We start from the raw sequence: 21,490 nt of genomic DNA on the forward strand, positions 1-21,490 counted from the left end.
GTCTGTGATGTCCTTAAAGTCTCTGCGGCTCGTCGGATCAGTTGCCGACGCGGCGGCGCACGTCCTGGAAGGCGGTGTAGTTGCCGATCAGCTCGATCCGTCCCGGCGGGGCGTTGCGCACGGCGTCGTCCACGGTGTCGTACACCCGGAAGTCCAGGCCGGCGACCTCCAGCCGGACGGCCAGGTCGAGCCTGCGGTCGCCGATCACGGAGATCGGGTGGCCCGCGAGCCGGGTGTAGTCGACGTCCCAGAGCCAGGAGGTGTCGGTGCCGTCCGCGCCCCGGGCGTTGACCGCGAGGATCACCGGGGTCGGCGGCGGGTCGATCAGGGAGAAGGTCTCCAGCCAGCCCGCCGGGTTCTTGGCGAGCAGCAGCCGCAGATCGCGCTCCAGGAAGCTGACCACGTCGTAGCGGCCGGCCACGGCCTGCACCGAGTACATCCGCTCCAGCGCCACCTGCGGCGGAACGCCGAAGCAGGCGGCCACGGCGGCGGAGGTGGCGGCGTTGGCCTTGTTGGCGCGGCCGGGCAGCTGGAGCCGGATCGGCCAGGCCGAACCGTGCGGGTCCAGGACGTAGTCGCCGCTGAGCACCCAGCTCGGGGTGGGGCGGCGGAAGCCGCACTCGCCGCAGAACCAGTCATCGCCCGGGCGCTGCATCACACCGCCGCAGGACGGGCACGACCAGGCGTCGTCCTTCCACTCCTGGCCGGCCGCCACCCACACCACGTGCGGGGAGGAGGAGGCGGACCAGACGATCAGCGGGTCGTCGGCGTTGGCGATCACGACCGCCTTGGAGCCGGCCAGCCCCTCCCGCCACTTCTCCGCGAGCATCCGGGTCTCCGCCGCGCGGTCCAGCTGGTCGCGGGAGAGGTTGAGCAGCGCGATCGCCTTGGGCGTCACATCGCGCGCCACCCCGGCGAGGTACTTCTCGTCCACCTCGATCACACCGAACTTGGCATCCGAGCCGCCCGCGAGGGCGGAGGTGATACCGGCCGGCATATTGGCGCCCAGCGCGTTGGAGACGACCGGGCCCGCGGCGCGCAGCGCCTCGGCGATCAGTCGCGTGGTGGTGGTCTTGCCGTTGGTGGCCGACACGAGGACGACGTCCAGGTGTTGCGCCAGCCGCCCGAGCAGATCCGGGTCGAGCTTGAGCGCGACCCGGCCGCCGATCACCGAGCCGCTGCCGCGTCCGGCGGCGCGGGAGACCGCCGCTGCGGCTCTGCCGGCCGTCACGGCGAGCTTGGCGCGCGGCGTCAGTGGCTCCGAGTTGCCTGACATCGTCCTTGATCCTCCTTGCATCGGTCGGCCCAAGCCTATCCACGTCCGGACCCGCCCCCGAACCTCGGCACCGCCCGGAACGCCGGACCCCCGGCTGAACGTAGGCTTGGCGCCATGCGAAACCGGCCGATCCCCGGCAGTTCCGGACTCGTGCGGCCCATGAGCCTGCTCGGGGACGCGGTGCTGCACAGCCCCTGTGAGAGTGTCACCGACTTCGGTCCCGCGCTCGGGCGGCTCATCGAGGACCTGTACGCCACGATGTACGCCGCCCAGGGTGTGGGGCTCGCGGCCAACCAGGTCGGCGTGGGGCTGCGGGTCTTCGTCTACGACTGCCCCGACGACGACGATGTACGCCATCTCGGACATGTCGTCAATCCGAGGCTGACCGAGGCGGACGGGGTGGTGGTGCGGGGCCCCGAGGGGTGTCTGTCGCTGCCGGGCCTCGAAGCGGGGACGGAGCGGTTCGACCACGCGGTGGTGGAGGGGGTGCGGATGGACGGTACGCCGGTGCGGGTGGCGGGTACCGGGTTCTTCGCCCGCTGCCTCCAGCACGAGTACGACCATCTGGAGGGGCTGGTCTATCCGGACCGGCTCACCGGGCTGCGCCGTTCCCGGCTGCTGCGCTCGGCCCGCCGGGCGCCCTGGTCCCGCCCCGGCGACCGCTGAGCACCGCCGCGCCGCGCCGCACCGGGTCCGCGGTGCGGACGGGGCCGGAGGGGGTGCCGGAAGGCGGGTGGATCGGACGGGGTGTCAGAAGCCGGGCCCGCCCGCCCGGTCCGGGACCGCGGCGAGCCGCCCCCAGAGCAGATCCGCCAGGCTGCGCACCAACTCCGCGCGCGAGCAGGGGCGCTCGTTCAGCCACCAGTCCCCGGCGGCGTGCATCATGCCGACGATGCCATGGCCCCAGACCCGGGCCAGCCGCTCCCCGTCGGGTCCCAGGTCGACCCGGTCGTGGATCACCTTCGCCAGCTCCTCGCCCAGCCTCCGCAGCAGCGGCGCCGAGTGGCGGCCCACGTCGAAGCCGGCCTCGGGCGAGCCGGGCTCCGGCTGCTGGGTGTCCTCCGCGGGGTGCATCAGGAAGCGGTACACCTGCGGCCGGGTCTCGATGGCCGCGAGATAGGTGTCGAGCGTCGCCTCGATCCGCTCCCGCCGGTCCGCCGGCGCGTCCAGCGCGGCGCGCAGGGAGTCGAGCAGCGCGTCGGTGTGGCGCTTGGCCAGGGCCCGGTAGAGGCCGCCCTTGTCGCCGAAGTGCCGGTACAGGATCGGCTTGGTGATCCCCGCCTCCGCCGCGATGGCGTTCATGGAGGCCTTCGGGCCGTCCCGGAGCACCACCCGGTCCGCGGCTTCCAGCAGCTCCCGGCGGCGCTGATCGGCCGGCCGAGCCTGATCGGAGGACTGCTGTGTGGTCTCCATCGGTGCATCTCCCCGCCCGAGCGATTGCGTCACGCCTGCGCAAACTAACACTCCGCACCCGGCCGGGGGATCGGTCCCGTCCCGGTTGACACACCCTTCCCACCGGCAACACACTGCCGTTACCGCAAGTAACGTCCAGTGCCTCCGTCCGGGGGCTCCGCAGCGCTGGAGGGGACATGGCCGGGTTCACCCTCGAACTCAACGACGACCAGACGCAGATCCGCGACTGGCTCCACGGCTTCGCCGCCGAGGTCATGCGCCCGGCCGCCGCCGAGTGGGACGAGCGCGAGGAGACCCCCTGGCCGGTGATCCAGGAGGCGGCCAGGGCCGGCATCTACTCGCTCGACTTCTATGCCCAGCAGTTCTTCGATCCCACCGGCCTCGGCATCCCGCTGGCCATGGAGGAGCTGTTCTGGGGCGACGCGGGCATCGGCCTCTCCATCGTGGGCACCGGACTGGCCGCCGTCGGCGTCCTCGCCAACGGCACCGAGGAACAGATCGGCACCTGGATACCCCAGATGTACGGCGACGCCGACGATGTCCGGGTCGCGGCCTTCTGCTCCTCCGAACCCGACGCCGGCTCGGACGTGGGCGCCATGCGCACCCGGGCCGTGCACGACCCGGCCAGGGACGAATGGGTGCTCAACGGCACCAAGACCTGGGCGACCAACGGGGGCATCGCCGGTGTCCATGTCGTCGTCGCGGTCGTCGACCCCGGAATCGGCACCAAGGGCCACGCCTCCTTCGTCGTCCCGCCCGGCACCCCCGGCCTCACCCAGGGCCAGAAGTTCAGAAAGCACGGCATCCGCGCCTCCCACACCGCCGAGGTCGTCCTCCGGGACGTCAGGGTCCCCGGGCACTGCCTCCTCGGCGGCAAGGAGAAGCTGGACGAACGCCTCGCCCGCGCCCGGGAGCGCCGCGCGGACGGCCCGGGGCGCGGCGGCGAGCGGCTGAGGAACGCCGCCATGGCCACCTTCGAGGCCTCCCGCCCCGCCGTCGGCGCGATGGCGGTCGGCACCGCGCGCGCCGCCTACGAGGTCGCCCTCGACTACGCCCGCACCCGCACCCAGTTCGGCCGCCCGATCATCGACAACCAGGGCATCGCCTTCCAGCTCGCCGACATGCGCACCCGGATCGACGCGGCCCGCCTCCTGGTCTGGCGCGCCTCCTGGATGGCGGCCACCGGAAAGCCCTTCACCTCGGCCGAGGGCTCCATGTCCAAGCTCTACGCGAGCGAGACCGCCACCGCGGTCACCGCCCAGGCGGTCCAGATCCTGGGCGGCAACGGCTACACCCGTGAGTACCCGGTGGAGCGGATGCACCGGGACGCGGCGATCTACACCATCTTCGAGGGCACCAGCGAGATCCAGCGCCTGGTCATCGCCCGCACCCTCTCCGGCCTCCCGATCCGCTGACTTTCACCAGGTCAGTGGCTAGCCATCGTGCCGCCGACTGAGCCAGCTGATGGCGCTGCCGAACATCGCTGAACAGCGGCCAGAGCTTCTGGGAGATTTTTGGGAGATCGTTTCCGCCGACCGGGTGCCAGGGGCGGATAGGGGCCGTACTCACGACGATCCGGTACCACCTTGAGTGAACTCTCCCAGAGGTGCTGAAGACGCGCCGCGATCGCCAGCTCCATCGAGACGGTCACATGGGAGTACGTCCCCTCAACGCCCGGCAGCACATGTCCCATGCGAGCCTCTACCGCTACTCGGGGGTGGCCGCCCTCGTCAAGCCACACCTTCTGGCTGTGCCGCAGACCGTGAGGGGTGAGTCCTTCTGTCCCCGTCACAGGCCGGATGCCCAGCCGGGCCTTGGCCCCTCGCACTATGCCGCGTGGTGCTCGGCCAACGCACATGGGATGCCATATATACGAGTACCAGTCGCCACCCCGCAGGAGACGGCCTCCTTTGGGGGCGGTGAAAACCCACTCCCCGGCCGGCCGATAGCCGATGACCTGGCTGAGGAGGCTGGCCAGGAACGGCGGGATGATGAGCCCCCGTCCCGAGTCGTACTTCGCCGGAATCTGGGTGAAGGCCCCATGGACGTACTGCGCCTGGTCTCGCAGGAAGATCCGTGCTCCAGCGCCGGCGTCTTTGAGCTGCAGCTGGTCCCGATGGAGCCCAGCCACCTCGCCGATCCGTAGACCGGTGTACGCGGACGTCAGGACGAGGGCGTACTGGTTGATGCCGTGCATCGCCAGCCCGTTGCGCGCGATGAGAAGGGCCTGGCGAGGCGTTGCCGTGACCCTCTCCTCAGCCGTGGTGCGCGGAACGTACCGCCCCCGACGCCCTCCCTTGCGGGTGCCAACGGGGTTGTCGGCACGAAGCCTCTCGCTGACGGCGTCTTCCATCAGAGTTCGAAACGTGGACATGATGCCGTCCGCGTAGTTCTTCGAGAAACGAGAGCGCAGCTCCTTCTCCCATGCCGCGATCTCTGCCCTGGAAAGTTCCCTGATCTTTACGGCACCCCACTCCGGAAGGATGTGATTCTTGATTCGAAGGCGGTACTCCTTCTCCGTTAGCGGTCCGACGTCGATGGCCTTCAGCCAGATCGCAACCCATTGAGCGAGCGTCCTATCGCCGTCGCGAGGGTTAATAAAGGTGCCGCGGTGTACGTCGGTCTCCTGCGCGTGGCCATACTTTTCGGCTGACCTCTCCGTTGTGAAGCGGTTGCCAGCATCATCTCTGCTTGTCGACCCGTATCTGCCATTGGGCAACTTGTACTTAACTCGCCAGTACCAGCGCTTGTCTTTTTCGGACCATCGTTTCTCGGCGTGAGCCACGACCTAGATCCCCTCCCGGCGCACCCACGTCTTGGAGCGCTTGATGAGGAACCTCTCGTACGCAAGTCGGCCGGCCTCTGTGATCTCGTCCTCGTGGAAGACGATGGTGACGACATCCAGGGCGTCTTGGATCATCACACGGGCGCCTTGGGGGAGGTCGCGGCGGCGGATGACACGGATCTGAGGCGCTGGAGGCAGGGCGGCGAGTAGTGACGGGTCGACTACCTCGTACCAACCCTGAGCCTCGATGGTGAACCCGGCGGACAGTTCGTCCACGACAGTCGGGGCGAGATCATCTTCGTTGAAACCGAGGACTGTCTCAATCGGCTGTCGCAGTCCTGCTGCCTCTGCCTCTTCGGTGTAGGTGTCCTCTGCGGTCACTGTCCCGGACGGGATCTTGTGACTGCGCACCACGCGGACGCGCATATGCATGACAATGCCCCCCAAGATACGAAGGTGGCCCCCTCGTTGGTGGGATCATGCAATCATATGCTTCCGCTTCTGTGGAGTGCTTTTTGGAAATGATGAACTGTCAGGAAGTCGAATCCCCTTCGCTGGATTCCAACTTCCTTAGGGCTCGGTCCTTTTGGCGCCAGGCTTGGGCATAGCGACGCATGTCTTCAGGGGTGGCATCCGACGGGCCTTTAACGATCACGATCAGCTGGGCTGATGATCCCTCTTGGGTCAGGTCGTAGACGCCCGACCCCAGGATTTGCCCCTCCCGCAGCTCTTCGGCAATGAGCGGGGGGAGCGCGGGTGTCTCCTGCTCCTCCTGGGGAGGCTCAGCCCCGCCCGCGCGGGGGTAGTCCTCCACATAGGACGGTTCTTCACCCGCGAGCACGGCCTCGGGGGAGTCCTCCGTCCAGCCGACGATCCGAGCCATGGCTCGGATCGTCGGCGTCACTTTGGCGAACGGCTTGCCGGCCTCGACGGACTGCACGGTCGACAGGGAGACGCCTACCCGGTCCGCGAGTTGCGGCTGTGTCATGCGGCGCGCTTCTCGGGCTGCTTGCAGGTGGTTACCGAGCGCTGGCCAGTTCCATGTCATGCCTCCACATCTTGCCGCAGTTTTATGCAACCACACAGCCAGCTTTCGGGCGTGTGACCTGGGCGCATGGCTCAGAAACTGTGGCCCGAGGTTGCATGCGGACGCTTGTTCCCACGGAAACTGTGGGTAGATCGTAGGCACATTGCTTGCACCTTGGGGGTGCAACCCTTAGATTCTGGGTGTGACAGTGAACGGCGCAGCAGTGCGAGCCCTCAGGGAAGCCCAGAATCTGGGCCTTCGAGGGTTGGAGACGAAGACCGGCCTCACTCGCGGCTACCTCTCGCGACTGGAGCGCGGAGAAGTCAGGCGACCTGCCCCGGAGAAGATCCGGCGGATCGCCGAAGCACTGCGGGTGCCGACTGCCGCTATCGATCCTCCAGAGGAGACGCAGTGAGCACGATCACCCAGGGGCGCGAAACTGCCCCCGACGAGGCTCTGATCAGGCACTACACGCCAGAGGAGCTGGTCGATCCCAACGGCCCGTTCCGGCTCCCCACCACCGCTCGGATGCTCCGCGAGGCCGCCTACGCCCGCCGCATCCCCTTCTCCCGGTGGGGCGGCCGGATCACCTTCCGTATCGAGCACGTCCGCGCGTTCGGCGAGCAGTTCGACGTACAGCCGCTCTCGATCAAGAAGCCCCGCCGCGCTGGCTGACCCAAAAGAGTCGGGGCCGCCCCGGACCGGGCCTGGTCCGTACGCGACCCCTGCGCATCACACCCATTCCGATCGCAACACCGATCGAAAGGACGGACACATGTCCTCCATCATCACATCCCTCGGCCGCTCTCGGCGGCCCGCCCAGGGCCCCGGTGATCTCCGATGACCGCGACGGTCAGCCTGCCCAGCGCGTGGACCGCTCAGGCGGCCGAGGCACTGCGTGCGGCCGCCGATCACCGCGCGGCGATCACCGCGATGCTCGGCTACTTGCCCCTGCCGGCGCCCACCGTCGTGGCCCGCCCGGAGGCGGTCTACGTGTCCGTCGCGAAGGCGGATGACCTCGGGTGCTGGCTGGAGGCGCTCGGCGGAGAGATCCACCGGTCCGTGCCGTTCGAGGGCGTGCAGCTGTGGAGCCTCCGAACTTTCACCCCACCGGGGGCCTCTGGGGCCCGAGTCCCGATCCGCGTGTCGGTGCCGCTGCCGGTGGGCGAGTCCGTGATGCCGGAGCTGGCGCGGGCGCTGGCGGTGGCGGCGTGAGCGACTTCGAGACTGCTGTGCAGCAGATGCTGGCTAACGCCGACCGGTGCGCGTCCGTAGCGCGTCAGATCCTGGCCGGGGCTGAGGGCCTGCCCGCGCTGCTGGATGTGCGCCCTGAGCCGACCGCCTCGGTGGCCAGCGTGACGCTCCAGACCTCCACGATCGCGGATGCCCGCGCTTGGGCCGCCTATCTGGGTACGGAGCTGACGGTCACGCTGTCCCCTGCCCCTTCCTATTGGGAGGGGCAGGGGACAGAGCGTGCACGGGCGATGTTCCTGGTGAACGGCGTGACAGTTGACCTCGCGGCGGTCCGCTTCATCCCGGCCGCTGAGTGGGCTGCGATGCGCGAGGCCACGGAGGTCACGTCGTGAGCGGGGCAAGGTGTGCGGCCGCTGGTGTGATCCAGGCGGCGCAGGAGCAGGGCCAGCTCTCGGCTGCGGCGATCGCGGCGGCTCTGGATGCGGCGGGTCTGCTCCAGTCCCCGGAGACGGCGGGCGAGCTGGTGGAGCTGGACCGTCTCCAGGCCCGGGTCGCGGAGCTGGAGACGGAACTCGCTGAGTACGTGGGCCTGGAGCCCACGGTCGCCGAGGAGCTGGCGTTCCTGCGCGGCTGCGTGGGCGCGGTGCACGACGTGTGCGACGCGGCGGAGCGGCGCGGGATCGTCTCCGGCGGGCCCTTCACGGTGGAGGCGGTCCGGATCGCCGCTGACGGCGGACGGGCCTACGCGGGAACGACGCCTCCACCCCGCCGATCCGGGGTATTGCCTGCACGGGACGCCCTGTGCTCCTGCGGCCATACCGGTGTGGATCACCACCACGGGGACACGAAGTGCTGGGCCCACTTGCCCAAGACGTTCGGCGACCCGATCTTGATCTGCCCCTGCGCGTCATTCTCCGTGACCTCCCCCGAGGGCGGTGACCGGTGATGCTCGTGACCCGCATCGTGATCGCCGCGCTCTGCGCCTACGGACTCCTGGCCGCCGTGATTTTCCGGGGTCTGCCCGCGCTGGCGCACCTGATCCACCACCGCGCTGAGGCGCCGGCCGTGCCGCCGTCCCTGATCACCCTCTCCACCTGCACCGCGTGCCCGCGTCCCGTGCCGACCGGTACCGCGCGCTGCGGCTACTGCCACCCGACTCCTCTGGGGGACTCCCATGTCTGACCGTGCCGTGTCCGGGCCGATCCCGGTCTACATCGACTCCACCCCGAGCGGACCGGTGCTCGACCTGTCCGCGCTCACCTCGCTGGTGGTGGCCGACGTCCTGGAGGCGCTCCTCGACCCGGCCGACGCTGATCTGTGGGACCGGCTGGTGGACCTGGCGACCGAAACCCGGGCGCCCGCCGAGGGCCGGCTCCCGTTCGAGGAGCTGGTGGCCGACCTCACGGCGCGCGCCTCCAGCAGGGTCCCGCTGTACGGGACGAAAGCCCGCGAGCTGGCGGAGCGGCTCATCGCCGCCGCCGGGCCCCGCGCAGTGACCTCCGAGCGAGGTGCCGCATGAGCGCCCGTGAGGAGCTGTTCGAGAGCCTCACCGGCGGCGGCTGGTCTCTGGCACCCGGAGAGGCGGACAGCGTGAACAGCTTGCTCGACGCCTACCGCTCCGAGGTACTGCACGAGGCTGCCGCCCTGTCCGGCAGGTCCGTCGGTCTCTTCGAGGACAGCGAAGAATGCGCGGCCGCGGCTGGAGCGCTGGAAGGGCTTGCGATCCGCCTGCGCCGCATGGCCGACGAGACCGCCGGAGGGAAGGACACCCGCGAGGGCGAGTCCACCAGCCCGGCCGACTTCTTCGAGCCCGGCCGCGCCTACGTCGACCGAGAGGACACCCCATGAGCGACCTGAACCGCGAACTGCGCAAGCACATGACCAGCGCAGACGCCGACCGACTGTACGCCGACATCACTGCTGAGGCGCTGCGCCAGGTCGCCGCCGACATCGATGACGCCGACCTCCCGGACGACGTCGCCGACAGCGAGGCGGACGCGTTCGACGACGGTGCCACATGGGCCACCGGCCTGCTGCGGCAGCGTGCAGAGAAGGCCGCCGCCGAGGTGTCCACGAGCCCGGGTATCTCCGCTGTCCGACTGTCCGGCTCCCAGGTCAACTGGCGGGAGGGCGGGAAGCGCCGACGGCGCACGCTGGCCAGCCCGCAGGAGGCGCGGCCCTTCGCTGAATACCTGCTTCGGTCCGCCCGCGACGGCGGTGCCCCGTGACGATGACACCGATGGCCGGGCCCACCACGGGCCCGGCCCCCGGCCGGCGCTCCCGGAAGAAAAGCGCCCCTGCCCCCACCGGCGCGGACCGTATCCCCCGCCCTTCGCAGGGCTGGTACCGCGATCCCCTCACCGGCACCAAGCTCCGCCGGGTCACCACGATCCTCTCCCAGGGCATGCCCAAGGAGGCGCTCGTCTTCTGGGCCGGGAACATCACCGCGCAGACCGCGCTCGAAAACCTGCCCTATCTCATCCACAGCAGCCTGCGGCCCGAGGACCGGACTGAGGCGTACGACTGGCTCCGCCGGGCCCACACCCGCAAGAAGGACGCCCGCGCTGAGATCGGCGGAGCCGTCCACGACGTCATCGAAGCCCACGTCCTCGACCGGCCGATCCCCGAAGCGCTGCGCAACAACCCGGAGATCCGCCCCTACCTGGAGCACTTCGAGCGCTTCGTCGCCGACTGGGCTGTGACCTTCGAAGCCTCCGAGATGGTCGTCGGCAACGAGACCGACGGCTACGCCGGAAAGCTCGACTACCTCCTCCGCTCCGCCCGGATCGCTGCCGCGCTGACCGCCCGCTTCGGCACCGAGGTGCCCGCCGACGCGGTGCTGATCGGGGACACCAAGACCGGCGGCGAACTCGACATCAAGGGCGTCTACGCGGAGGCCGGAATCCAGATGGCCGCGTACCGCGGGGCCGAGGTTGGCTGGCTCCGCGACGGAACCCGCATCCCCCTCCCGGCCATGCACACCACCGGCGTCGTGCTGCACCTGCGGCCGGAGGGATACCGGCTCATCCCCGTGGCCTGCGGGCCCGAGGTGTACGCCGCGTTCCTGCACATCAAGGCCATCGCCGACTTCCAGACCACCACGGCCAAGAGCGTCGTCGGCGACGCACTTACCCTCCCCGCCACCACGACCGAAGGAGCTGCGGCCTGATGCCGATCCTCGATCTCCAGCAGCGCATCCGCGAACTCGGCCGCATCCGCATCGGCCAGAAGGTCCCCACCTCCAACGGCCGGACGCGCCCGGCGAAGCTGAACCGCTTCCGGCTCACCAGCCCGTCCCGGCCCCTCCTCGACAAGGTCGCCGCGCAGTACGGCGGCACCGTCGCCCCCTGGACCCCCGACGGCGGCACCGGACAGTACGAGGTCATCACCGACGCGACCCGCATGCCGATTCTCGTCCCCCACCAGCCCGTCTCGCAGTACTACGAGCTGTGGTCCGGCGGTGGCTGCCAGCGCCGCTGCGACGGCGTCACCGAGCTGCTGAAGGACCGGCAGTGCCTGTGCGGCCCGGACCCGCACGACCGGCAGTGCAAGCCCACCACGCGCCTGTCCGTCGTCCTCGCCGAGATCCCCGGCGTCGGGGTGTGGAGGCTGGAGTCCCACGGCTACTACGCCGCCCTCGAACTCCCCGGGGTCGCCGAGTTGCTGGCCCGGGCGGGCGGGTATGTCCCGGCGCACCTCGGTCTGGAGGAGCGGACGGCGAAGCGGGAGGGAAAGACGCTGCGGTGGATGGTGCCCACGATCGACGTGGACATCACGCCGACCGCGCTGGTCTCCGGACAGATCCCGGAGTCCGCAGCGATGACCGGCGGCCCGGAGCGGGCCGCGATCGAAGCTGGCCGCCCGGACTACGCCGCGCTCGCCGACGTCGCCACCGACGCGGACGAGGTAGGCCGTCTCTGGACGCAGGCGAACCAGGCCGGTCACCTGGATGACGCGTTGGCCGCGACGCTGAAAGCCCGCGGTAAAACCCTCAAGCAGCAGACCGCGCAGCCTGAAGAGGATGACGCCCCACCCGCCTGCATCGACGCCATCCCCGACGCCCCTGACACCAGCACCGACGAGGTCGTGGACGCGGAGATCGTGGACCCGGCCGCCGCACAGGACGTGTGGTTCCAGATCATCGCCGCCGCCGGCCCGTTCCGCCTGACGACCGAGCAGGTAGAGCGGGCGTTCGCGGAGCGGCACGGAGGGCTGCACCCGTCGTCCGGCTCCGTCGGGCAGCTGGAGACCTTCCTCGCCGCGGTGAAGGCCGGTGAGGTCGCGTGAGCTGGCACCTCGCCCGCATGGCTGGCTTCGACCTGGAGACCACCGGCGTCTCCGTAGAAGACGACCGGATCGTCACCGCCTGCGTCGTCCAGGTCGGCGGCGGCCAGCCCACCGCCACCGCCACATGGCTCGCCGACCCCGGCATCGACATCCCCGACGGCGCGGCCGCCGTCCACGGCATCACCACCGAGCAGGCCCAGGCCGACGGCCGCCCGGCCGCCGAGGTGGTCGAGCAGGTCGTCGCCGCGCTCGCCCACGTTGTCCGGGACGGCATACCCGTCGTCGCGATGAACGCGAGCTTCGATCTCACCATGCTCGACCGCGAGGCCCGCCGGCACGGCGTCCAGCCGCTGACCGACATCGTCGGCGACCAGCTGCGCGTCATCGACCCGCGGGTCCTCGACAAGCGCACCGATCCGTACCGGCGGGGTGGGCGGAAGCTCGAAGACCTCTGCCGCACCTACCGCGTGCCGCTGGACGGGGCGCACTCGGCAGACGCCGACGCCATCGCCGCATGCAGAGTCGCCTGGCGTATCGGACAGGGCGTGCCGGAGATCGGCGGCGCGGCGCTCGATGTCCTCCACGGCCGGCAGATCGAGTGGGCCCGCGAGCAGGCCGAATCCCTGGCCGCGTACTTCGCCCGGACGCCCGGCAAGGAGTCGTGGGCGACCGGCGTGCGGACCGAGTGGCCGCTGATCCCCCACCCCCGAGGCGGTGCCCAGTGACCGCCCCCACCACCCCCGTGGCCGGGATGCCCACCCTCCCGGCCACGGCCGGGCCCCGGCCCCGGGTCATCGGCCTCGATGTCGCCATGGGCATCACCGGCATCGCCGGAGAGGGCTGGACCGACCACGTCAAGGCCAAGGGCACCAGCCAGCACAGCAGGTTCGAGCAGCAGCTCGCGGGCATCGGGGACCACATCCGCCACGCCGACTTCGTCGTCATCGAGGGCGCGGCGTACGGCCACAACAACAGCGGCGCCGACGCGCTCGCCGCGATGCGGTGGATGGTCCGCCACGACCTCTGGAAGCGCCGCATCCCGTACGCCGTCATCACCCCCGGCCAGCGCATGATCTACGCCGTCGGCACCGCCGCCCCCAAAGACGAGACGACCGGGGCCCGGCTCCGCGGGGACGCGCTGAAGGGCGCACTCCGCACCGCCGTCGCCGAGACCTACGGCATCCACACCGAGGGCACCGCCCGGTACGACGAGGCCGACGCCTACATCCTCATGGCGATGGGTGTGCACTGGCTCGGATGGCCGCTCGCCGTCGTCGGCGACGCCCGCCGGCGGGCGCTCGACTCGGTGCGCTGGCCCGACCGCGCCACGGTGGCGGCCCAGTGAAGCCCCGCGCGACCCACATCGCTGCGCTCCTGCGCGCTGGGCACTCGAACGCCGAGATATCCCGCCGGACCCACGTCGACCCCCACACCATCGCCGCGATCCGCACCGATCTCGGCATCCCGAAGACCCGCCGTGGCCGGAGCCCGGTGTTCGCATCCCCCGAGGCCGCGTACTGGGCCCGCACCACACCAGACGGCGTCCACCTCCAGTGGACCGGCCGCAGGGACACCTTCGGGACTGCGGTCTTCGATCACCGCTGCCGTACTCACACCGCGCTGCGAATCGCGTTCCAGATCCGGCACGGCCGCGAGCCAGTGGGCAAGGTGCGCGCCGGCTGCGACTACCCGCGCTGCGTCGCCCCCGGCTGCGTCGAAGACCAGCCCATGCGCGCCCGCAACAGGGCGGCCTTCGCCGCGATCTTCGGGCAGGCGTCATGACCGGGCGCCAGACCCTGACCGGCGCACTCGCCGTCGACCTCGGCGACGGCCGCGAGATCCGCCACGGCCAGCGCGCCGGCCACATCCACTACACCCGCCAGCCCCGCGCCGTCTACGCCTGCCTCCTCTGCCACCAGCAGGAAGGCCCCGTCACCGGCGCCGCCACGGTCCAGCGCTTCGTGGACTCGGTCCGCACCATTCACGCCGCCCGCTGCACCGTGGCAGCACCCACCACCGAAAGGCAGGCCGCATGATCCACATCGACGCCGACATCAAGTTCGACTCCAAAGTCCTCACCGACGTAGCCGAGGCACTCGAACCACACGCCACCGAGATGTTCCGTCAGCGGCGCGGACGGTGGATGGCCGTCGTTGAGCTGGCCCACGTCGAGCGCACCGAGCCTGGGCCCGATGAGGACAAGGCCCCCGCTGTCAAGGTCCGCATCACCAGCATCGAAGTCGCCGGAGACGAGATCAGCGGCGGACGACTCCGCGGCATCCAGCGGGAGATGTACGACCGGCGCACCAGCAGCGGGACGCTCTTCCAGAGCGACGCCCAGAGCGCCTGATGGCCGGCCGTCGCACGCCGGGCGCCGCCGACTCCCGGTGCCCGGCGTGCACGGCCCCCATCCTCCGCCAATGGGTCGGCCGCGTAGCCGCACTCCACGTCACCGCGGACCTCACCCCCATCGATCCCGCCCGCGAGCACGAGCACCGCGAACCCAACCGGCTCACCTGGTGCCTGCTCACCGGCCCCTGGCGGCCCCCCGAACTCCGCTGGCGCTGCTGGAGCCGCACCTGCGGCCACCAGATCGTCACCGAACACCGCTGCCCACCCGCCGACCCCACCACCCTGTTCTGAACTGAGGAGCCCGCACCGTGGAGAACGTCCGCCACATGAACCACCGCGACCCAGCGGACCCGGCGGACTTCGACGTCCTCAGCACCCAGGCCCCTCACGACACCGAAGCCGAAGCGCTCGTCATCGGCGCCGTCATGCACGACGCAGCCGCCTACCACGCCTGCGCCGCGATCATCGACCGAGACGACTTCTACCACCCCGCCCACCGGCTCCTCTGGGACACCGTCGCCGGACTCGTCGCCGCCGGCACCCCGCCCCACCCCGTCCTCATACGCGCCGAGATCGACAACCTCGGCCGCCTCCGCGAGGTAGAGGGCGGCAACACCATCAACAGACTCGGAGCCGACTACCTCCCCGCCACCAGCGCCCCCCACTTCGCCGAACAGATCTCCGAAGCCGCCCGCAAGCGGCGCTACGACGAACACGCCAACCGGCTCAAGTCGGCCGTGCTCAGCGGCGCCCCCGGCGAAGACCTCGACGCCCTCGTCGCCGACTTCACCCACGCCGAGCAGCTCCGCGAGTCCACCGGTCACGGCCCCGCACACCTCGTCGCAGCCATCCTCAACTGGGGCACCTTCTTCGCCACCGACTTCGGAGCCATCCAGCTTCTCCCCGGCAAGCTCATGGGCCCCGGCCAACAGATCACCGTCGTCGGCGACGGCAAAGCGGGCAAGAGCCTGTTCTGCCAGGAATGGATGTGGCGCATGGCCACCGGACAGTCCTTCCTCGGAGACAAGCCACAAGCCCCCGTGCGCATCCTCTACCTCGACGCCGAGAACGGCCAGGAACAGGTACAGGAACGATTCCTGTCCTTCGGCGCCGGACCGCTCACCATGGGCGAACTCCAGTACGCCTCCTTCCCACCCGTACGCCCCCTCGACACCGCCGCCGGCGGCGCCGACCTTCTCGCCCTCGTGAAAGCCACTGAAGCCGAGCTTGTCGTCATCGACACCGTCTCCCGCTTCATCTCCGGCCCCGAGAACGACGCCGATACCTGGCTCGGGCTGTACCGCCACACCCTGCTCCCCCTCAAACGCGATCGCGTCGGCTCCATCCGCCTCGACCACTTCGGCAAGGACAAGGACCGCGGCGGACGCGGCTCCTCCGCGAAGACGCAGGACGTCGACCACGTCTGGGAACTCTCCTACCAAGGCGGCGGCGCCCTCACCCTCAAGCGCACGCACACCCGCACCGGTATCGGCCCCGACCACTTCAGCCTGCTCCGCCAGTCCCAGCGCGACGGCGACAACTGGGCCGTCGGCGGCACCCGGCACGTCGTCATGACCCACGAGGCCCCGAGCGGCATGGCCGCCGTCCCCGGGACGGTGGAGCACATCATCAGCGTCCTCGACCGCGCGCGCGTGCCCAACGACGCGAGCAACAGGGCAGTCCGTCAAACCCTCGTTGACCTCCAGGTGCCAGCGGGCAACGCCAAGATCGCCGACGCCGTCGCGATTCGCAAAGCGCGTCCGGAATCATCCAGTATCGACCGTTCCCCGAAAGCGTTCCCCGAGCCCCTTCCCGAGGGCGTTCCCGGAACGCGTTCCCGGAACACGCCCGGAACAGAAGAAACCCCAGCTCAGATGGTTCCCGGAACACCTGCGGAACACCCAGGAACACCCCCCGTTCCCCACGTTCCCCCCTCGAAGAGGGGGAACGGGGAGGGAACGCCGGAACGCACAGACCCCCACTGCACCACCTGCACCCGCCCACTCGACCCCACCTGGGCCGCCCACGGCCACACCACCCACACCACCTGCACCACCACCTGACCAACCACCCCACCACCAACCCCCCGGAGAGGAGCCCCCATGCCCACCCCGCCCTGCACCACCACCCCCGAACTGTGGTGGACCACCACCCCCACCGCCCAGCAGCACGCCGCCGCCATCTGCCACACCTGCCCCCTCCAAGCCCCCTGCGCCCTCCTCGGAGCCGACGAAAGGTACGGCGTGTGGGGCGGCCGCACCCCCACCGAACGCATCGCCGCCCAACGCGGGCCCGGCTGGTGGATCGACCGCCACGGCCACATCCGGCGGCCCTGCGGCGACGGCCCCGCGTACATGGAGCACCTCAAGCACAGCGAGCGCTGCACCACCTGCACCCGCGCCCGGGAGAAGCAGACCGACACACGCCGCCGCCGGGTACTCGCCCAGGAACACGCACTCCCGGCCGGCGGCTCGATCCGCGGCTACGAGACCCACCGAGCCCTCAGAGAGCGGCCCTGTGCTGCCTGCCTCGCTCAGATAGCCGTCCGGTCCGCAGCCAGCCGAGCCCGCCACACAGCAGCTTGACCCGACACCCACCGCACCAAGGAGGAGACGCCATGAGCATCAGCACCCGCTACCGACTCAGCCGCGACGACGAGCCCGAGCGGCGGACATCCGGTTCCACCGGCCCCGAGCGCGAGACGCCCGGCCCGTGGTACATCGCCCTGCACGCCGAGATCGAGATCTCCGGCGTCCGGTACTCCCACTGCACCCCCGTCTCTGCCGGCACGTGGGAGATCGCTGACGACGTCCAGCGCGAGGCGTTCCGCGGCCTCGCCCGCAGCCAGCTCGCCAGCCACCTGGCGACCGTGCTGCCCATCGTCGTCACCGAGGAGCCGACGCCGTGAGCGTCAGCTCGCTGCACCAGTCCCCGACTACCCGCGACGGCCGGCCGCGCCGCACCGGCTACATCCTTGACACCCCGAAGGAGACATCCTGATGCCTGCCGATGGTCTGGCCCGGCGTATGGCCGACACCCAGATCCGCACCGCAGCCGAGGAACTGGCCCGCGACGCCGAACGGCTGGCCGATGACGCCGCCGCCTACGCCCGGGCGGTCACTGCCGGCTCCGGCTCCGCCTCCCGCGGGGCGTCGTCGCTGGCACAGGGCGCCATCCAGGTGTACGCCCTGGCCGCCCGGCTCGACGCGGCCCGCGAAATGGCGCCGCTCGTCAGCGCCACCCCCGAGCCCCCCACCCCGTGACCGCAGGATGCCCGCCCCGGCTTCACCCCGGGGCGGGCACCCCGACAGCCTTCCACAACACCAGGAGAACCTGATGAGCACGACTCCCGATCACCCGCGCCGTGTCCGGCTGTACGGCGGCCGGAACACCCACGCCGCCCGCGACCTGCTCGGAGGCGACCACGAGACCGCCTGCGGGTACTTCATCGCCGACGGCTCCACCACCCACTGGATGCCCCCGAGCGCCACCGTCACCTGCCCCGCCTGCAAGCGCAAGACCGGAAGGATCACCCGGTGACCCCCGCCGACACTCTTCGCGCCGCCGCCTCCCGGCTGCGCGCCCTCGCGACCGCCGTGCCCGACGGCCCCTGGCACAGTGACCCCGAGTTCGACTCCTGCACCTACGAGCAGGGGGTCTACACCTCGACCGCGCCCAGGGAGCGCGTCGCCGAGGTGTACGGCAAGGGCGACCAGCCGAAGTCGATCGCCCGCTACGTCGCCGCCATGCACCCCGGCCTCGGGGCCGCGCTCGCCGAGTGGCTTGAGGACGCGGCTGACGGCGACGACCGCGGTGAGATCAGCCCCTACGCCCTCGAAGTCGCCCGCCAGATCCTCGGCGAAGGACCCGCCCGGTGAGTGGCCCGCCCCGCCACCAGCACCACCCGCACCCGGCCCTGGCGCCGCATCCACACCATCCGACCCCTACGGAGGTACCTGTGACCCACCCCCGCCGCTTCCATCTCCAGCGCCACACAGACATTACCGGAGCATCCGGCACTGGCCGAGTCGCCGACGGCGTGCTCTGGGCCGATGGCACCGTGTCGATCCGCTGGCTCGGAGATCGACCGTCCATCGTGTTCTGGCAGTCGCTGGATGACGCACTCGCCGTCCACGGACACGGAGGCCACACCGAGATCGTCTGGGACGATCCGCCGTCCGAGCACTCGCGGTGATCGGCTCGTCGCCTATCCCACGCGGTGCCCTGCACTGCTAGCCCGACACAGGACGAAGGGGCGCTCCCCCGTCCGCCACAGACCAGGAGCGCCCCTGCTCGGTGGGATCACCGTACCGGCCCATCCACACCCCGGAGCACTCGATGACTACCGCCGCCCAGCACCTCCGCACCATCGCCCGCACCTGGCCCGACCTGCACGAAGCCCTCGGCACCCCAGCGATCCACCATGGCTTCGGCCAAGGGCTCCGTGACTACCTCGCCCAGCTCGACGCACTCGACGCCGAGGAGATTGAGGCACAGCGACACCACGCCGCCGCCCTCCGCCAGCTCGAACGCTCACCGGACCAGATCGGCGTACGACCCGTCCCGATCAGACTCGCCGTCCACGACACCATGCGCCTCGTCACCGCTGCCTTGGTCGAATGCGCCGACCGTCTCGCTGCCGACATTCAGCGCTCCCCAATGACCGACGCCCCCCGCTCATGGCCGGCCGCCGACCGCGCGCGCCGCGACCAGCTGGCGGAGGAGGACCGCAACAACCCCCAGAGGTGGCGCTTCACCGGCAACCGAACCGCGATCGACGCCGCCCTCTGGCTCTGCGCCCGCGCCGACGGGATACTCGGCCCACAGCGGCCTCTCACCGACGCGGAGCACAAGCGCATCGCCATCACCGCCGCCGGAGCCGTCGAGAGGATCGAACGGGTCCTCGACACCGGCGCCCGGACCGCCGCGCTCGCACCGCCGTGCCCCGACTGCGGCGGTCGGCTCACTGCCCACGGAGGCGCCGGCGCCGCCCCGACCGCCCATTGCGGCGGCTGCGGGCGCACCTGGGCCAGCCCAGCCTCTGCCGCCTGAAACGACCGCGGCCCGTACAGCGACGCAACCGCTGCACGGGCCCAGCACACGGAAGTGAACTCCATGGCTACCCCGAACCGTACCCGCGACCGCCGCGTGAGCGTCGCGGCCCGTCGCGCCCGCGTCGCGGAACTCCTTCGCGACAACCTGGCCCAGACCGAGATCGCCCGACGGCTGGAGGTCTCCAAGGACACCATCTGGCGCGACGTGAAGGCGATCCTCCGCGACACGTCGCGCACCACCGAGACCTTCGCGGAGCGTCGCGCGCGACGTGTCGCGGAGGCGGAGGGGGCCATGCGCGACATCGCGGACGCCGTCGCGCAGGTGATCGCGGCCCGGCCATCCCACGCGATCGTCGCGGATCACATCGCGCATCAATGGGAAAGCGATCTCCGCGAGTACAGCGCGGCGCTTGTCGCGCTCGCGGAAGCCTTCACGGAGTGTTACCCGCAGGGAGGTCGCGAAAGACACTGAAAGGCGAAGGTAGCTGGGGGTAGCTGAGTTAGCTACAGTTGGTCTGAGTTCGCTGGAGTCTTTTGGAGTCTCCTGGAGTGTTCTGGACGCGTACAGGGCGATCCCCACGCCATTGGGAGCCGTTCCACCGTCTCCAGCACAAAGGACCCGCCCCCGGCTGCAACCGGAGACGGGCCCTCATGCAGTTCACGAGCCCGGTCGACCACAAGTAGACCGGGCTCGCTGCATGCGCAGCTGCCGGCCTCGACCGTCTCGTCCATGGGCACCCGCTATCGGGCGAACTGCCCCATGGCTGTGATGGCGGTCAGTAGAAGCCCCAGCGCACCGATGGTGACCTGCCACCTCTCGGGGCCGGTCCACCGCCGCTTCTTGCCGGGCTTCTCCATCTCGGAGTCCATCACGTGCCCTCCCCTTTCTCCACCGGCACACGGTCGGCGCCGGAGGCCCTACGAACTCCGCGCGCATGACACGGAGTTAGGGGAGATTGGGCTGAGCCCGCTCAGGATACAAGCGGAGGCTGACAGGAAACGCGCCCAACCTCGGCTGGGCAAAGAAATTTTCGGTCGCCGCAGCTTGCACTCCGGGCGATCATGCCGGACCATGGTCCTCAGATCCGGCATGCCCGGAAACCCTAGACACTCCGAAGGCCCCCAGCTCATACAGTCGGGGGCCTTCGTGCTTCCCGCCACGAACGGCGGATCACCCAGGACAACATCACCGTCTTCATGCACACCCTTGGCGCATGAAGACGTCGTTCTCGTGCTTCGGGACGTAGCGGGTCTTGCCGGCACCCGTATGTTCTTGACCGGACGGTCTACTCAAGGGATGGGTCAGGAGTAGCGGACTCCAGCCGCTTTCTGGCCAGAGGCCTCCGCTTGTGTCCTCAACGACCAGTACAGTCGCGTTGAGGAAATGCCCCCTAAAATCCAGGATTAGCTACCTCAGTTTCGGATGTGGAGAGTCAGGCAGGGAACCCCGCCGGCCAGTACTCTCGTCCGTCAAATGCTGTTGAGAATCGCCGTCCGACGGTCTTGATACTCCGCATCCGTGATCGCCCCCGCCACACGCAGCTGGTCCAACGTCGCCAGACGAGACGCCACATCCTGCTGAGGAACATGAGCCGGAGCAGCAGGAGGAGCAGCTGGGCCAGCCAGAGCGCCTGCCAGACGTGCCCGTAGCTGATCAGCCAACGCCTTTCCCTGATCGCGCGGAACTGACTTGATCTCCGCCTTGTTCCCCGAGGCAAACACCGTCAAGGTGCCGCCGAGCATTCCGCCCGTCCACTGCACGGACGAGATGTTCCCCAGCGGGAAGTCCTCCAGCGTCTGAGACATCACCCCATGCTTGAAGAAGAGCAACCGCAGGTTCGTGAGCGCGATGAGCCCGTTGCCCTTCGCATAGAGGCCCGTGGCCAGCATGTCCACAGTCTCCCCCTCCCACAGGATCTCGGGCAGGCGGGCGATCTCCCGCTTCGAACCCAGCGTGCTCGGCAGCTTCGACACCGCGGCGTCGATGTCCGGACGGCCGTAAGTCATATGCGTCCCTCCCCAGTTGATGCCCGGATCGTATCTACGGATCGGGCCGCCCACATACGAATGCCCGAGCCGACCTGGCACGGCCGCACCACACG

General features: G+C 70.1%; 35 protein-coding genes. 28 read left to right on the forward strand and 7 right to left on the reverse strand.

What is annotated here, in order from left to right; all coding sequences use genetic code 11:
* Positions 1-37: 37 nt before the first annotated feature.
* Positions 38-1,276, reverse strand: a complete 1,239-nt coding sequence (locus ACWCRA_RS26740) for a MurT ligase domain-containing protein (protein WP_351552348.1) — start codon at positions 1,274-1,276, stop codon at positions 38-40.
* A 114-nt stretch (positions 1,277-1,390) separates the two neighbouring features.
* Between ACWCRA_RS26740 and def the strand changes: the two genes are divergently transcribed.
* Complete coding sequence (gene def / locus ACWCRA_RS26745) at positions 1,391-1,942, forward strand: peptide deformylase (RefSeq protein WP_351552345.1); 552 nt, start codon at positions 1,391-1,393, stop codon at positions 1,940-1,942.
* 84 nt (positions 1,943-2,026) lie between these two features.
* Here def and ACWCRA_RS26750 read toward each other — a convergent pair whose 3' ends face one another.
* Positions 2,027-2,689, reverse strand: a complete 663-nt coding sequence (locus ACWCRA_RS26750; protein ID WP_451068782.1) for a TetR family transcriptional regulator — start codon at positions 2,687-2,689, stop codon at positions 2,027-2,029.
* Positions 2,690-2,865: 176 nt separating this feature from the next.
* Here ACWCRA_RS26750 and ACWCRA_RS26755 point away from each other — a divergent pair, with 176 nt between their 5' ends.
* Positions 2,866-4,104, forward strand: a complete 1,239-nt coding sequence (locus ACWCRA_RS26755) for an acyl-CoA dehydrogenase family protein (RefSeq protein ID WP_451068783.1) — start codon at positions 2,866-2,868, stop codon at positions 4,102-4,104.
* Positions 4,105-4,115: 11 nt separating this feature from the next.
* Here ACWCRA_RS26755 and ACWCRA_RS26760 read toward each other — a convergent pair whose 3' ends face one another.
* From ACWCRA_RS26760 to ACWCRA_RS26770, 3 genes are all read right to left on the reverse strand, one after another.
* Complete coding sequence (locus tag ACWCRA_RS26760; protein WP_451068784.1) at positions 4,116-5,474, reverse strand: tyrosine-type recombinase/integrase; 1,359 nt, start codon at positions 5,472-5,474, stop codon at positions 4,116-4,118.
* Positions 5,475-5,477: 3 nt separating this feature from the next.
* Complete coding sequence (locus tag ACWCRA_RS26765) at positions 5,478-5,900, reverse strand: hypothetical protein (protein WP_451068785.1); 423 nt, start codon at positions 5,898-5,900, stop codon at positions 5,478-5,480.
* 106 nt (positions 5,901-6,006) lie between these two features.
* Entirely contained in the window at positions 6,007-6,522 is a 516-nt protein-coding gene (locus tag ACWCRA_RS26770; RefSeq protein WP_451068786.1) for a helix-turn-helix transcriptional regulator, read from the reverse strand.
* Between the two features lie 202 nt (positions 6,523-6,724).
* Between ACWCRA_RS26770 and ACWCRA_RS26775 the strand changes: the two genes are divergently transcribed.
* The 26 genes from ACWCRA_RS26775 (at position 6,725) to ACWCRA_RS26900 (ending at position 19,860) form a co-directional block, all read left to right on the forward strand.
* Positions 6,725-6,916 carry a helix-turn-helix domain-containing protein gene (locus ACWCRA_RS26775; RefSeq protein ID WP_451068842.1) on the forward strand — a complete coding sequence of 64 codons (192 nt, stop codon included), beginning with the start codon at positions 6,725-6,727 and terminating at the stop codon, positions 6,914-6,916.
* Positions 6,913-7,176 (forward strand): hypothetical protein, encoded by a 264-nt coding sequence (locus tag ACWCRA_RS26780; RefSeq protein WP_351552324.1) that lies wholly within the window; start codon positions 6,913-6,915, stop codon positions 7,174-7,176. Before ACWCRA_RS26775 ends, ACWCRA_RS26780 begins: the two co-directional genes overlap by 4 nt.
* A gap of 165 nt (positions 7,177-7,341) precedes the next feature.
* Positions 7,342-7,716 (forward strand): hypothetical protein, encoded by a 375-nt coding sequence (locus ACWCRA_RS26785; protein WP_451068787.1) that lies wholly within the window; start codon positions 7,342-7,344, stop codon positions 7,714-7,716.
* A complete protein-coding gene (locus ACWCRA_RS26790; protein ID WP_451068788.1) occupies positions 7,713-8,087 on the forward strand; it encodes a hypothetical protein in 375 nt (124 codons plus the stop codon). The genes ACWCRA_RS26785 and ACWCRA_RS26790 overlap by 4 nt, the downstream gene beginning before the upstream one ends.
* Before the next feature lie 26 nt (positions 8,088-8,113).
* Positions 8,114-8,641: a hypothetical protein gene (locus ACWCRA_RS26795; protein WP_451068789.1), complete on the forward strand. Its 528-nt coding sequence runs from the start codon at positions 8,114-8,116 to the stop codon at positions 8,639-8,641.
* The gene (locus ACWCRA_RS26800; protein WP_451068790.1) at positions 8,641-8,877 is read left to right on the forward strand and encodes a hypothetical protein; all 237 of its coding nucleotides are present in this window, start codon (positions 8,641-8,643) and stop codon (positions 8,875-8,877) included. Before ACWCRA_RS26795 ends, ACWCRA_RS26800 begins: the two co-directional genes overlap by 1 nt.
* Positions 8,870-9,214: a hypothetical protein gene (locus ACWCRA_RS26805; RefSeq protein ID WP_451068791.1), complete on the forward strand. Its 345-nt coding sequence runs from the start codon at positions 8,870-8,872 to the stop codon at positions 9,212-9,214. Before ACWCRA_RS26800 ends, ACWCRA_RS26805 begins: the two co-directional genes overlap by 8 nt.
* Positions 9,211-9,543 carry a hypothetical protein gene (locus ACWCRA_RS26810; protein WP_451068792.1) on the forward strand — a complete coding sequence of 111 codons (333 nt, stop codon included), beginning with the start codon at positions 9,211-9,213 and terminating at the stop codon, positions 9,541-9,543. Before ACWCRA_RS26805 ends, ACWCRA_RS26810 begins: the two co-directional genes overlap by 4 nt.
* A complete protein-coding gene (locus ACWCRA_RS26815; protein WP_451068793.1) occupies positions 9,540-9,923 on the forward strand; it encodes a hypothetical protein in 384 nt (127 codons plus the stop codon). The genes ACWCRA_RS26810 and ACWCRA_RS26815 overlap by 4 nt, the downstream gene beginning before the upstream one ends.
* Before the next feature lie 11 nt (positions 9,924-9,934).
* A complete protein-coding gene (locus tag ACWCRA_RS26820) occupies positions 9,935-10,864 on the forward strand; it encodes a hypothetical protein (RefSeq protein WP_451068794.1) in 930 nt (309 codons plus the stop codon).
* Positions 10,864-11,982, forward strand: a complete 1,119-nt coding sequence (locus ACWCRA_RS26825) for a recombination directionality factor (RefSeq protein WP_451068795.1) — start codon at positions 10,864-10,866, stop codon at positions 11,980-11,982. Before ACWCRA_RS26820 ends, ACWCRA_RS26825 begins: the two co-directional genes overlap by 1 nt.
* A complete protein-coding gene (locus tag ACWCRA_RS26830; protein WP_451068796.1) occupies positions 11,979-12,707 on the forward strand; it encodes an exonuclease domain-containing protein in 729 nt (242 codons plus the stop codon). Before ACWCRA_RS26825 ends, ACWCRA_RS26830 begins: the two co-directional genes overlap by 4 nt.
* A complete protein-coding gene (locus tag ACWCRA_RS26835; protein WP_451068797.1) occupies positions 12,704-13,327 on the forward strand; it encodes a hypothetical protein in 624 nt (207 codons plus the stop codon). The genes ACWCRA_RS26830 and ACWCRA_RS26835 overlap by 4 nt, the downstream gene beginning before the upstream one ends.
* Positions 13,324-13,764: a hypothetical protein gene (locus ACWCRA_RS26840; protein ID WP_451068798.1), complete on the forward strand. Its 441-nt coding sequence runs from the start codon at positions 13,324-13,326 to the stop codon at positions 13,762-13,764. Before ACWCRA_RS26835 ends, ACWCRA_RS26840 begins: the two co-directional genes overlap by 4 nt.
* Positions 13,761-14,018, forward strand: coding sequence for a hypothetical protein (locus ACWCRA_RS26845; protein WP_451068799.1), 258 nt, complete (start codon positions 13,761-13,763; stop codon positions 14,016-14,018). The genes ACWCRA_RS26840 and ACWCRA_RS26845 overlap by 4 nt, the downstream gene beginning before the upstream one ends.
* Entirely contained in the window at positions 14,015-14,332 is a 318-nt protein-coding gene (locus ACWCRA_RS26850; protein WP_351552293.1) for a hypothetical protein, read from the forward strand. Before ACWCRA_RS26845 ends, ACWCRA_RS26850 begins: the two co-directional genes overlap by 4 nt.
* The gene (locus ACWCRA_RS26855; RefSeq protein WP_451068800.1) at positions 14,332-14,625 is read left to right on the forward strand and encodes a hypothetical protein; all 294 of its coding nucleotides are present in this window, start codon (positions 14,332-14,334) and stop codon (positions 14,623-14,625) included. The genes ACWCRA_RS26850 and ACWCRA_RS26855 overlap by 1 nt, the downstream gene beginning before the upstream one ends.
* Positions 14,626-14,642: 17 nt before the next feature.
* Complete coding sequence (locus ACWCRA_RS26860; protein ID WP_451068801.1) at positions 14,643-16,397, forward strand: AAA family ATPase; 1,755 nt, start codon at positions 14,643-14,645, stop codon at positions 16,395-16,397.
* A 39-nt stretch (positions 16,398-16,436) separates the two neighbouring features.
* Positions 16,437-16,919, forward strand: a complete 483-nt coding sequence (locus ACWCRA_RS26865) for a WhiB family transcriptional regulator (RefSeq protein WP_451068802.1) — start codon at positions 16,437-16,439, stop codon at positions 16,917-16,919.
* Positions 16,920-16,951: 32 nt separating this feature from the next.
* Complete coding sequence (locus tag ACWCRA_RS26870; protein WP_451068803.1) at positions 16,952-17,242, forward strand: hypothetical protein; 291 nt, start codon at positions 16,952-16,954, stop codon at positions 17,240-17,242.
* A 91-nt stretch (positions 17,243-17,333) separates the two neighbouring features.
* The gene (locus ACWCRA_RS26875) at positions 17,334-17,597 is read left to right on the forward strand and encodes a hypothetical protein (protein WP_451068804.1); all 264 of its coding nucleotides are present in this window, start codon (positions 17,334-17,336) and stop codon (positions 17,595-17,597) included.
* Between the two features lie 73 nt (positions 17,598-17,670).
* A complete protein-coding gene (locus ACWCRA_RS26880; RefSeq protein ID WP_451068805.1) occupies positions 17,671-17,874 on the forward strand; it encodes a hypothetical protein in 204 nt (67 codons plus the stop codon).
* The gene (locus tag ACWCRA_RS26885; RefSeq protein ID WP_451068806.1) at positions 17,871-18,212 is read left to right on the forward strand and encodes a hypothetical protein; all 342 of its coding nucleotides are present in this window, start codon (positions 17,871-17,873) and stop codon (positions 18,210-18,212) included. Before ACWCRA_RS26880 ends, ACWCRA_RS26885 begins: the two co-directional genes overlap by 4 nt.
* 80 nt (positions 18,213-18,292) lie before the next feature.
* The gene (locus tag ACWCRA_RS26890; RefSeq protein WP_451068807.1) at positions 18,293-18,529 is read left to right on the forward strand and encodes a hypothetical protein; all 237 of its coding nucleotides are present in this window, start codon (positions 18,293-18,295) and stop codon (positions 18,527-18,529) included.
* A 143-nt stretch (positions 18,530-18,672) separates the two neighbouring features.
* On the forward strand, positions 18,673-19,386 hold the full coding sequence (locus ACWCRA_RS26895; RefSeq protein WP_451068808.1) for a hypothetical protein: 714 nt from the start codon (positions 18,673-18,675) through the stop codon (positions 19,384-19,386).
* A 63-nt stretch (positions 19,387-19,449) separates the two neighbouring features.
* Positions 19,450-19,860 carry an HTH domain-containing protein gene (locus ACWCRA_RS26900; RefSeq protein WP_451068809.1) on the forward strand — a complete coding sequence of 137 codons (411 nt, stop codon included), beginning with the start codon at positions 19,450-19,452 and terminating at the stop codon, positions 19,858-19,860.
* A 269-nt stretch (positions 19,861-20,129) separates the two neighbouring features.
* Here the strand turns inward: ACWCRA_RS26900 and ACWCRA_RS26905 are convergent, their stop codons facing one another.
* Positions 20,130-20,258: a hypothetical protein gene (locus ACWCRA_RS26905; protein ID WP_451068810.1), complete on the reverse strand. Its 129-nt coding sequence runs from the start codon at positions 20,256-20,258 to the stop codon at positions 20,130-20,132.
* Between the two features lie 600 nt (positions 20,259-20,858).
* The gene (locus tag ACWCRA_RS26910; protein WP_351552264.1) at positions 20,859-21,395 is read right to left on the reverse strand and encodes a PH domain-containing protein; all 537 of its coding nucleotides are present in this window, start codon (positions 21,393-21,395) and stop codon (positions 20,859-20,861) included.
* Positions 21,396-21,490: the final 95 nt, after the last annotated feature.

This window comes from Streptomyces sp. NPDC001889, assembly GCF_053594535.1.

Excerpts from the sequence above, each read along its gene's own strand:
- ACWCRA_RS26740 (WP_351552348.1), bottom strand. The coding sequence starts at position 1,276 with ATGTCAGGCAACTCGGAGCCACTGACGCCGCGCGCCAAGCTCGCCGTG.
- def (WP_351552345.1), top strand. The coding sequence starts at position 1,391 with ATGCGAAACCGGCCGATCCCCGGCAGTTCCGGACTCGTGCGGCCCATG.
- ACWCRA_RS26750 (WP_451068782.1), bottom strand. The coding sequence starts at position 2,689 with ATGGAGACCACACAGCAGTCCTCCGATCAGGCTCGGCCGGCCGATCAG.
- ACWCRA_RS26755 (WP_451068783.1), top strand. The coding sequence starts at position 2,866 with ATGGCCGGGTTCACCCTCGAACTCAACGACGACCAGACGCAGATCCGC.
- ACWCRA_RS26765 (WP_451068785.1), bottom strand. The coding sequence starts at position 5,900 with ATGCGCGTCCGCGTGGTGCGCAGTCACAAGATCCCGTCCGGGACAGTG.
- ACWCRA_RS26770 (WP_451068786.1), bottom strand. The coding sequence starts at position 6,522 with ATGACATGGAACTGGCCAGCGCTCGGTAACCACCTGCAAGCAGCCCGA.
- ACWCRA_RS26785 (WP_451068787.1), top strand. The coding sequence starts at position 7,342 with ATGACCGCGACGGTCAGCCTGCCCAGCGCGTGGACCGCTCAGGCGGCC.
- ACWCRA_RS26800 (WP_451068790.1), top strand. The coding sequence starts at position 8,641 with ATGCTCGTGACCCGCATCGTGATCGCCGCGCTCTGCGCCTACGGACTC.
- ACWCRA_RS26805 (WP_451068791.1), top strand. The coding sequence starts at position 8,870 with ATGTCTGACCGTGCCGTGTCCGGGCCGATCCCGGTCTACATCGACTCC.
- ACWCRA_RS26810 (WP_451068792.1), top strand. The coding sequence starts at position 9,211 with ATGAGCGCCCGTGAGGAGCTGTTCGAGAGCCTCACCGGCGGCGGCTGG.
- ACWCRA_RS26815 (WP_451068793.1), top strand. The coding sequence starts at position 9,540 with ATGAGCGACCTGAACCGCGAACTGCGCAAGCACATGACCAGCGCAGAC.
- ACWCRA_RS26820 (WP_451068794.1), top strand. The coding sequence starts at position 9,935 with ATGGCCGGGCCCACCACGGGCCCGGCCCCCGGCCGGCGCTCCCGGAAG.
- ACWCRA_RS26825 (WP_451068795.1), top strand. The coding sequence starts at position 10,864 with ATGCCGATCCTCGATCTCCAGCAGCGCATCCGCGAACTCGGCCGCATC.
- ACWCRA_RS26845 (WP_451068799.1), top strand. The coding sequence starts at position 13,761 with ATGACCGGGCGCCAGACCCTGACCGGCGCACTCGCCGTCGACCTCGGC.
- ACWCRA_RS26850 (WP_351552293.1), top strand. The coding sequence starts at position 14,015 with ATGATCCACATCGACGCCGACATCAAGTTCGACTCCAAAGTCCTCACC.
- ACWCRA_RS26855 (WP_451068800.1), top strand. The coding sequence starts at position 14,332 with ATGGCCGGCCGTCGCACGCCGGGCGCCGCCGACTCCCGGTGCCCGGCG.
- ACWCRA_RS26865 (WP_451068802.1), top strand. The coding sequence starts at position 16,437 with ATGCCCACCCCGCCCTGCACCACCACCCCCGAACTGTGGTGGACCACC.
- ACWCRA_RS26870 (WP_451068803.1), top strand. The coding sequence starts at position 16,952 with ATGAGCATCAGCACCCGCTACCGACTCAGCCGCGACGACGAGCCCGAG.
- ACWCRA_RS26875 (WP_451068804.1), top strand. The coding sequence starts at position 17,334 with ATGCCTGCCGATGGTCTGGCCCGGCGTATGGCCGACACCCAGATCCGC.
- ACWCRA_RS26880 (WP_451068805.1), top strand. The coding sequence starts at position 17,671 with ATGAGCACGACTCCCGATCACCCGCGCCGTGTCCGGCTGTACGGCGGC.
- ACWCRA_RS26895 (WP_451068808.1), top strand. The coding sequence starts at position 18,673 with ATGACTACCGCCGCCCAGCACCTCCGCACCATCGCCCGCACCTGGCCC.
- ACWCRA_RS26900 (WP_451068809.1), top strand. The coding sequence starts at position 19,450 with ATGGCTACCCCGAACCGTACCCGCGACCGCCGCGTGAGCGTCGCGGCC.
- ACWCRA_RS26905 (WP_451068810.1), bottom strand. The coding sequence starts at position 20,258 with ATGGACTCCGAGATGGAGAAGCCCGGCAAGAAGCGGCGGTGGACCGGC.
- ACWCRA_RS26910 (WP_351552264.1), bottom strand. The coding sequence starts at position 21,395 with ATGACTTACGGCCGTCCGGACATCGACGCCGCGGTGTCGAAGCTGCCG.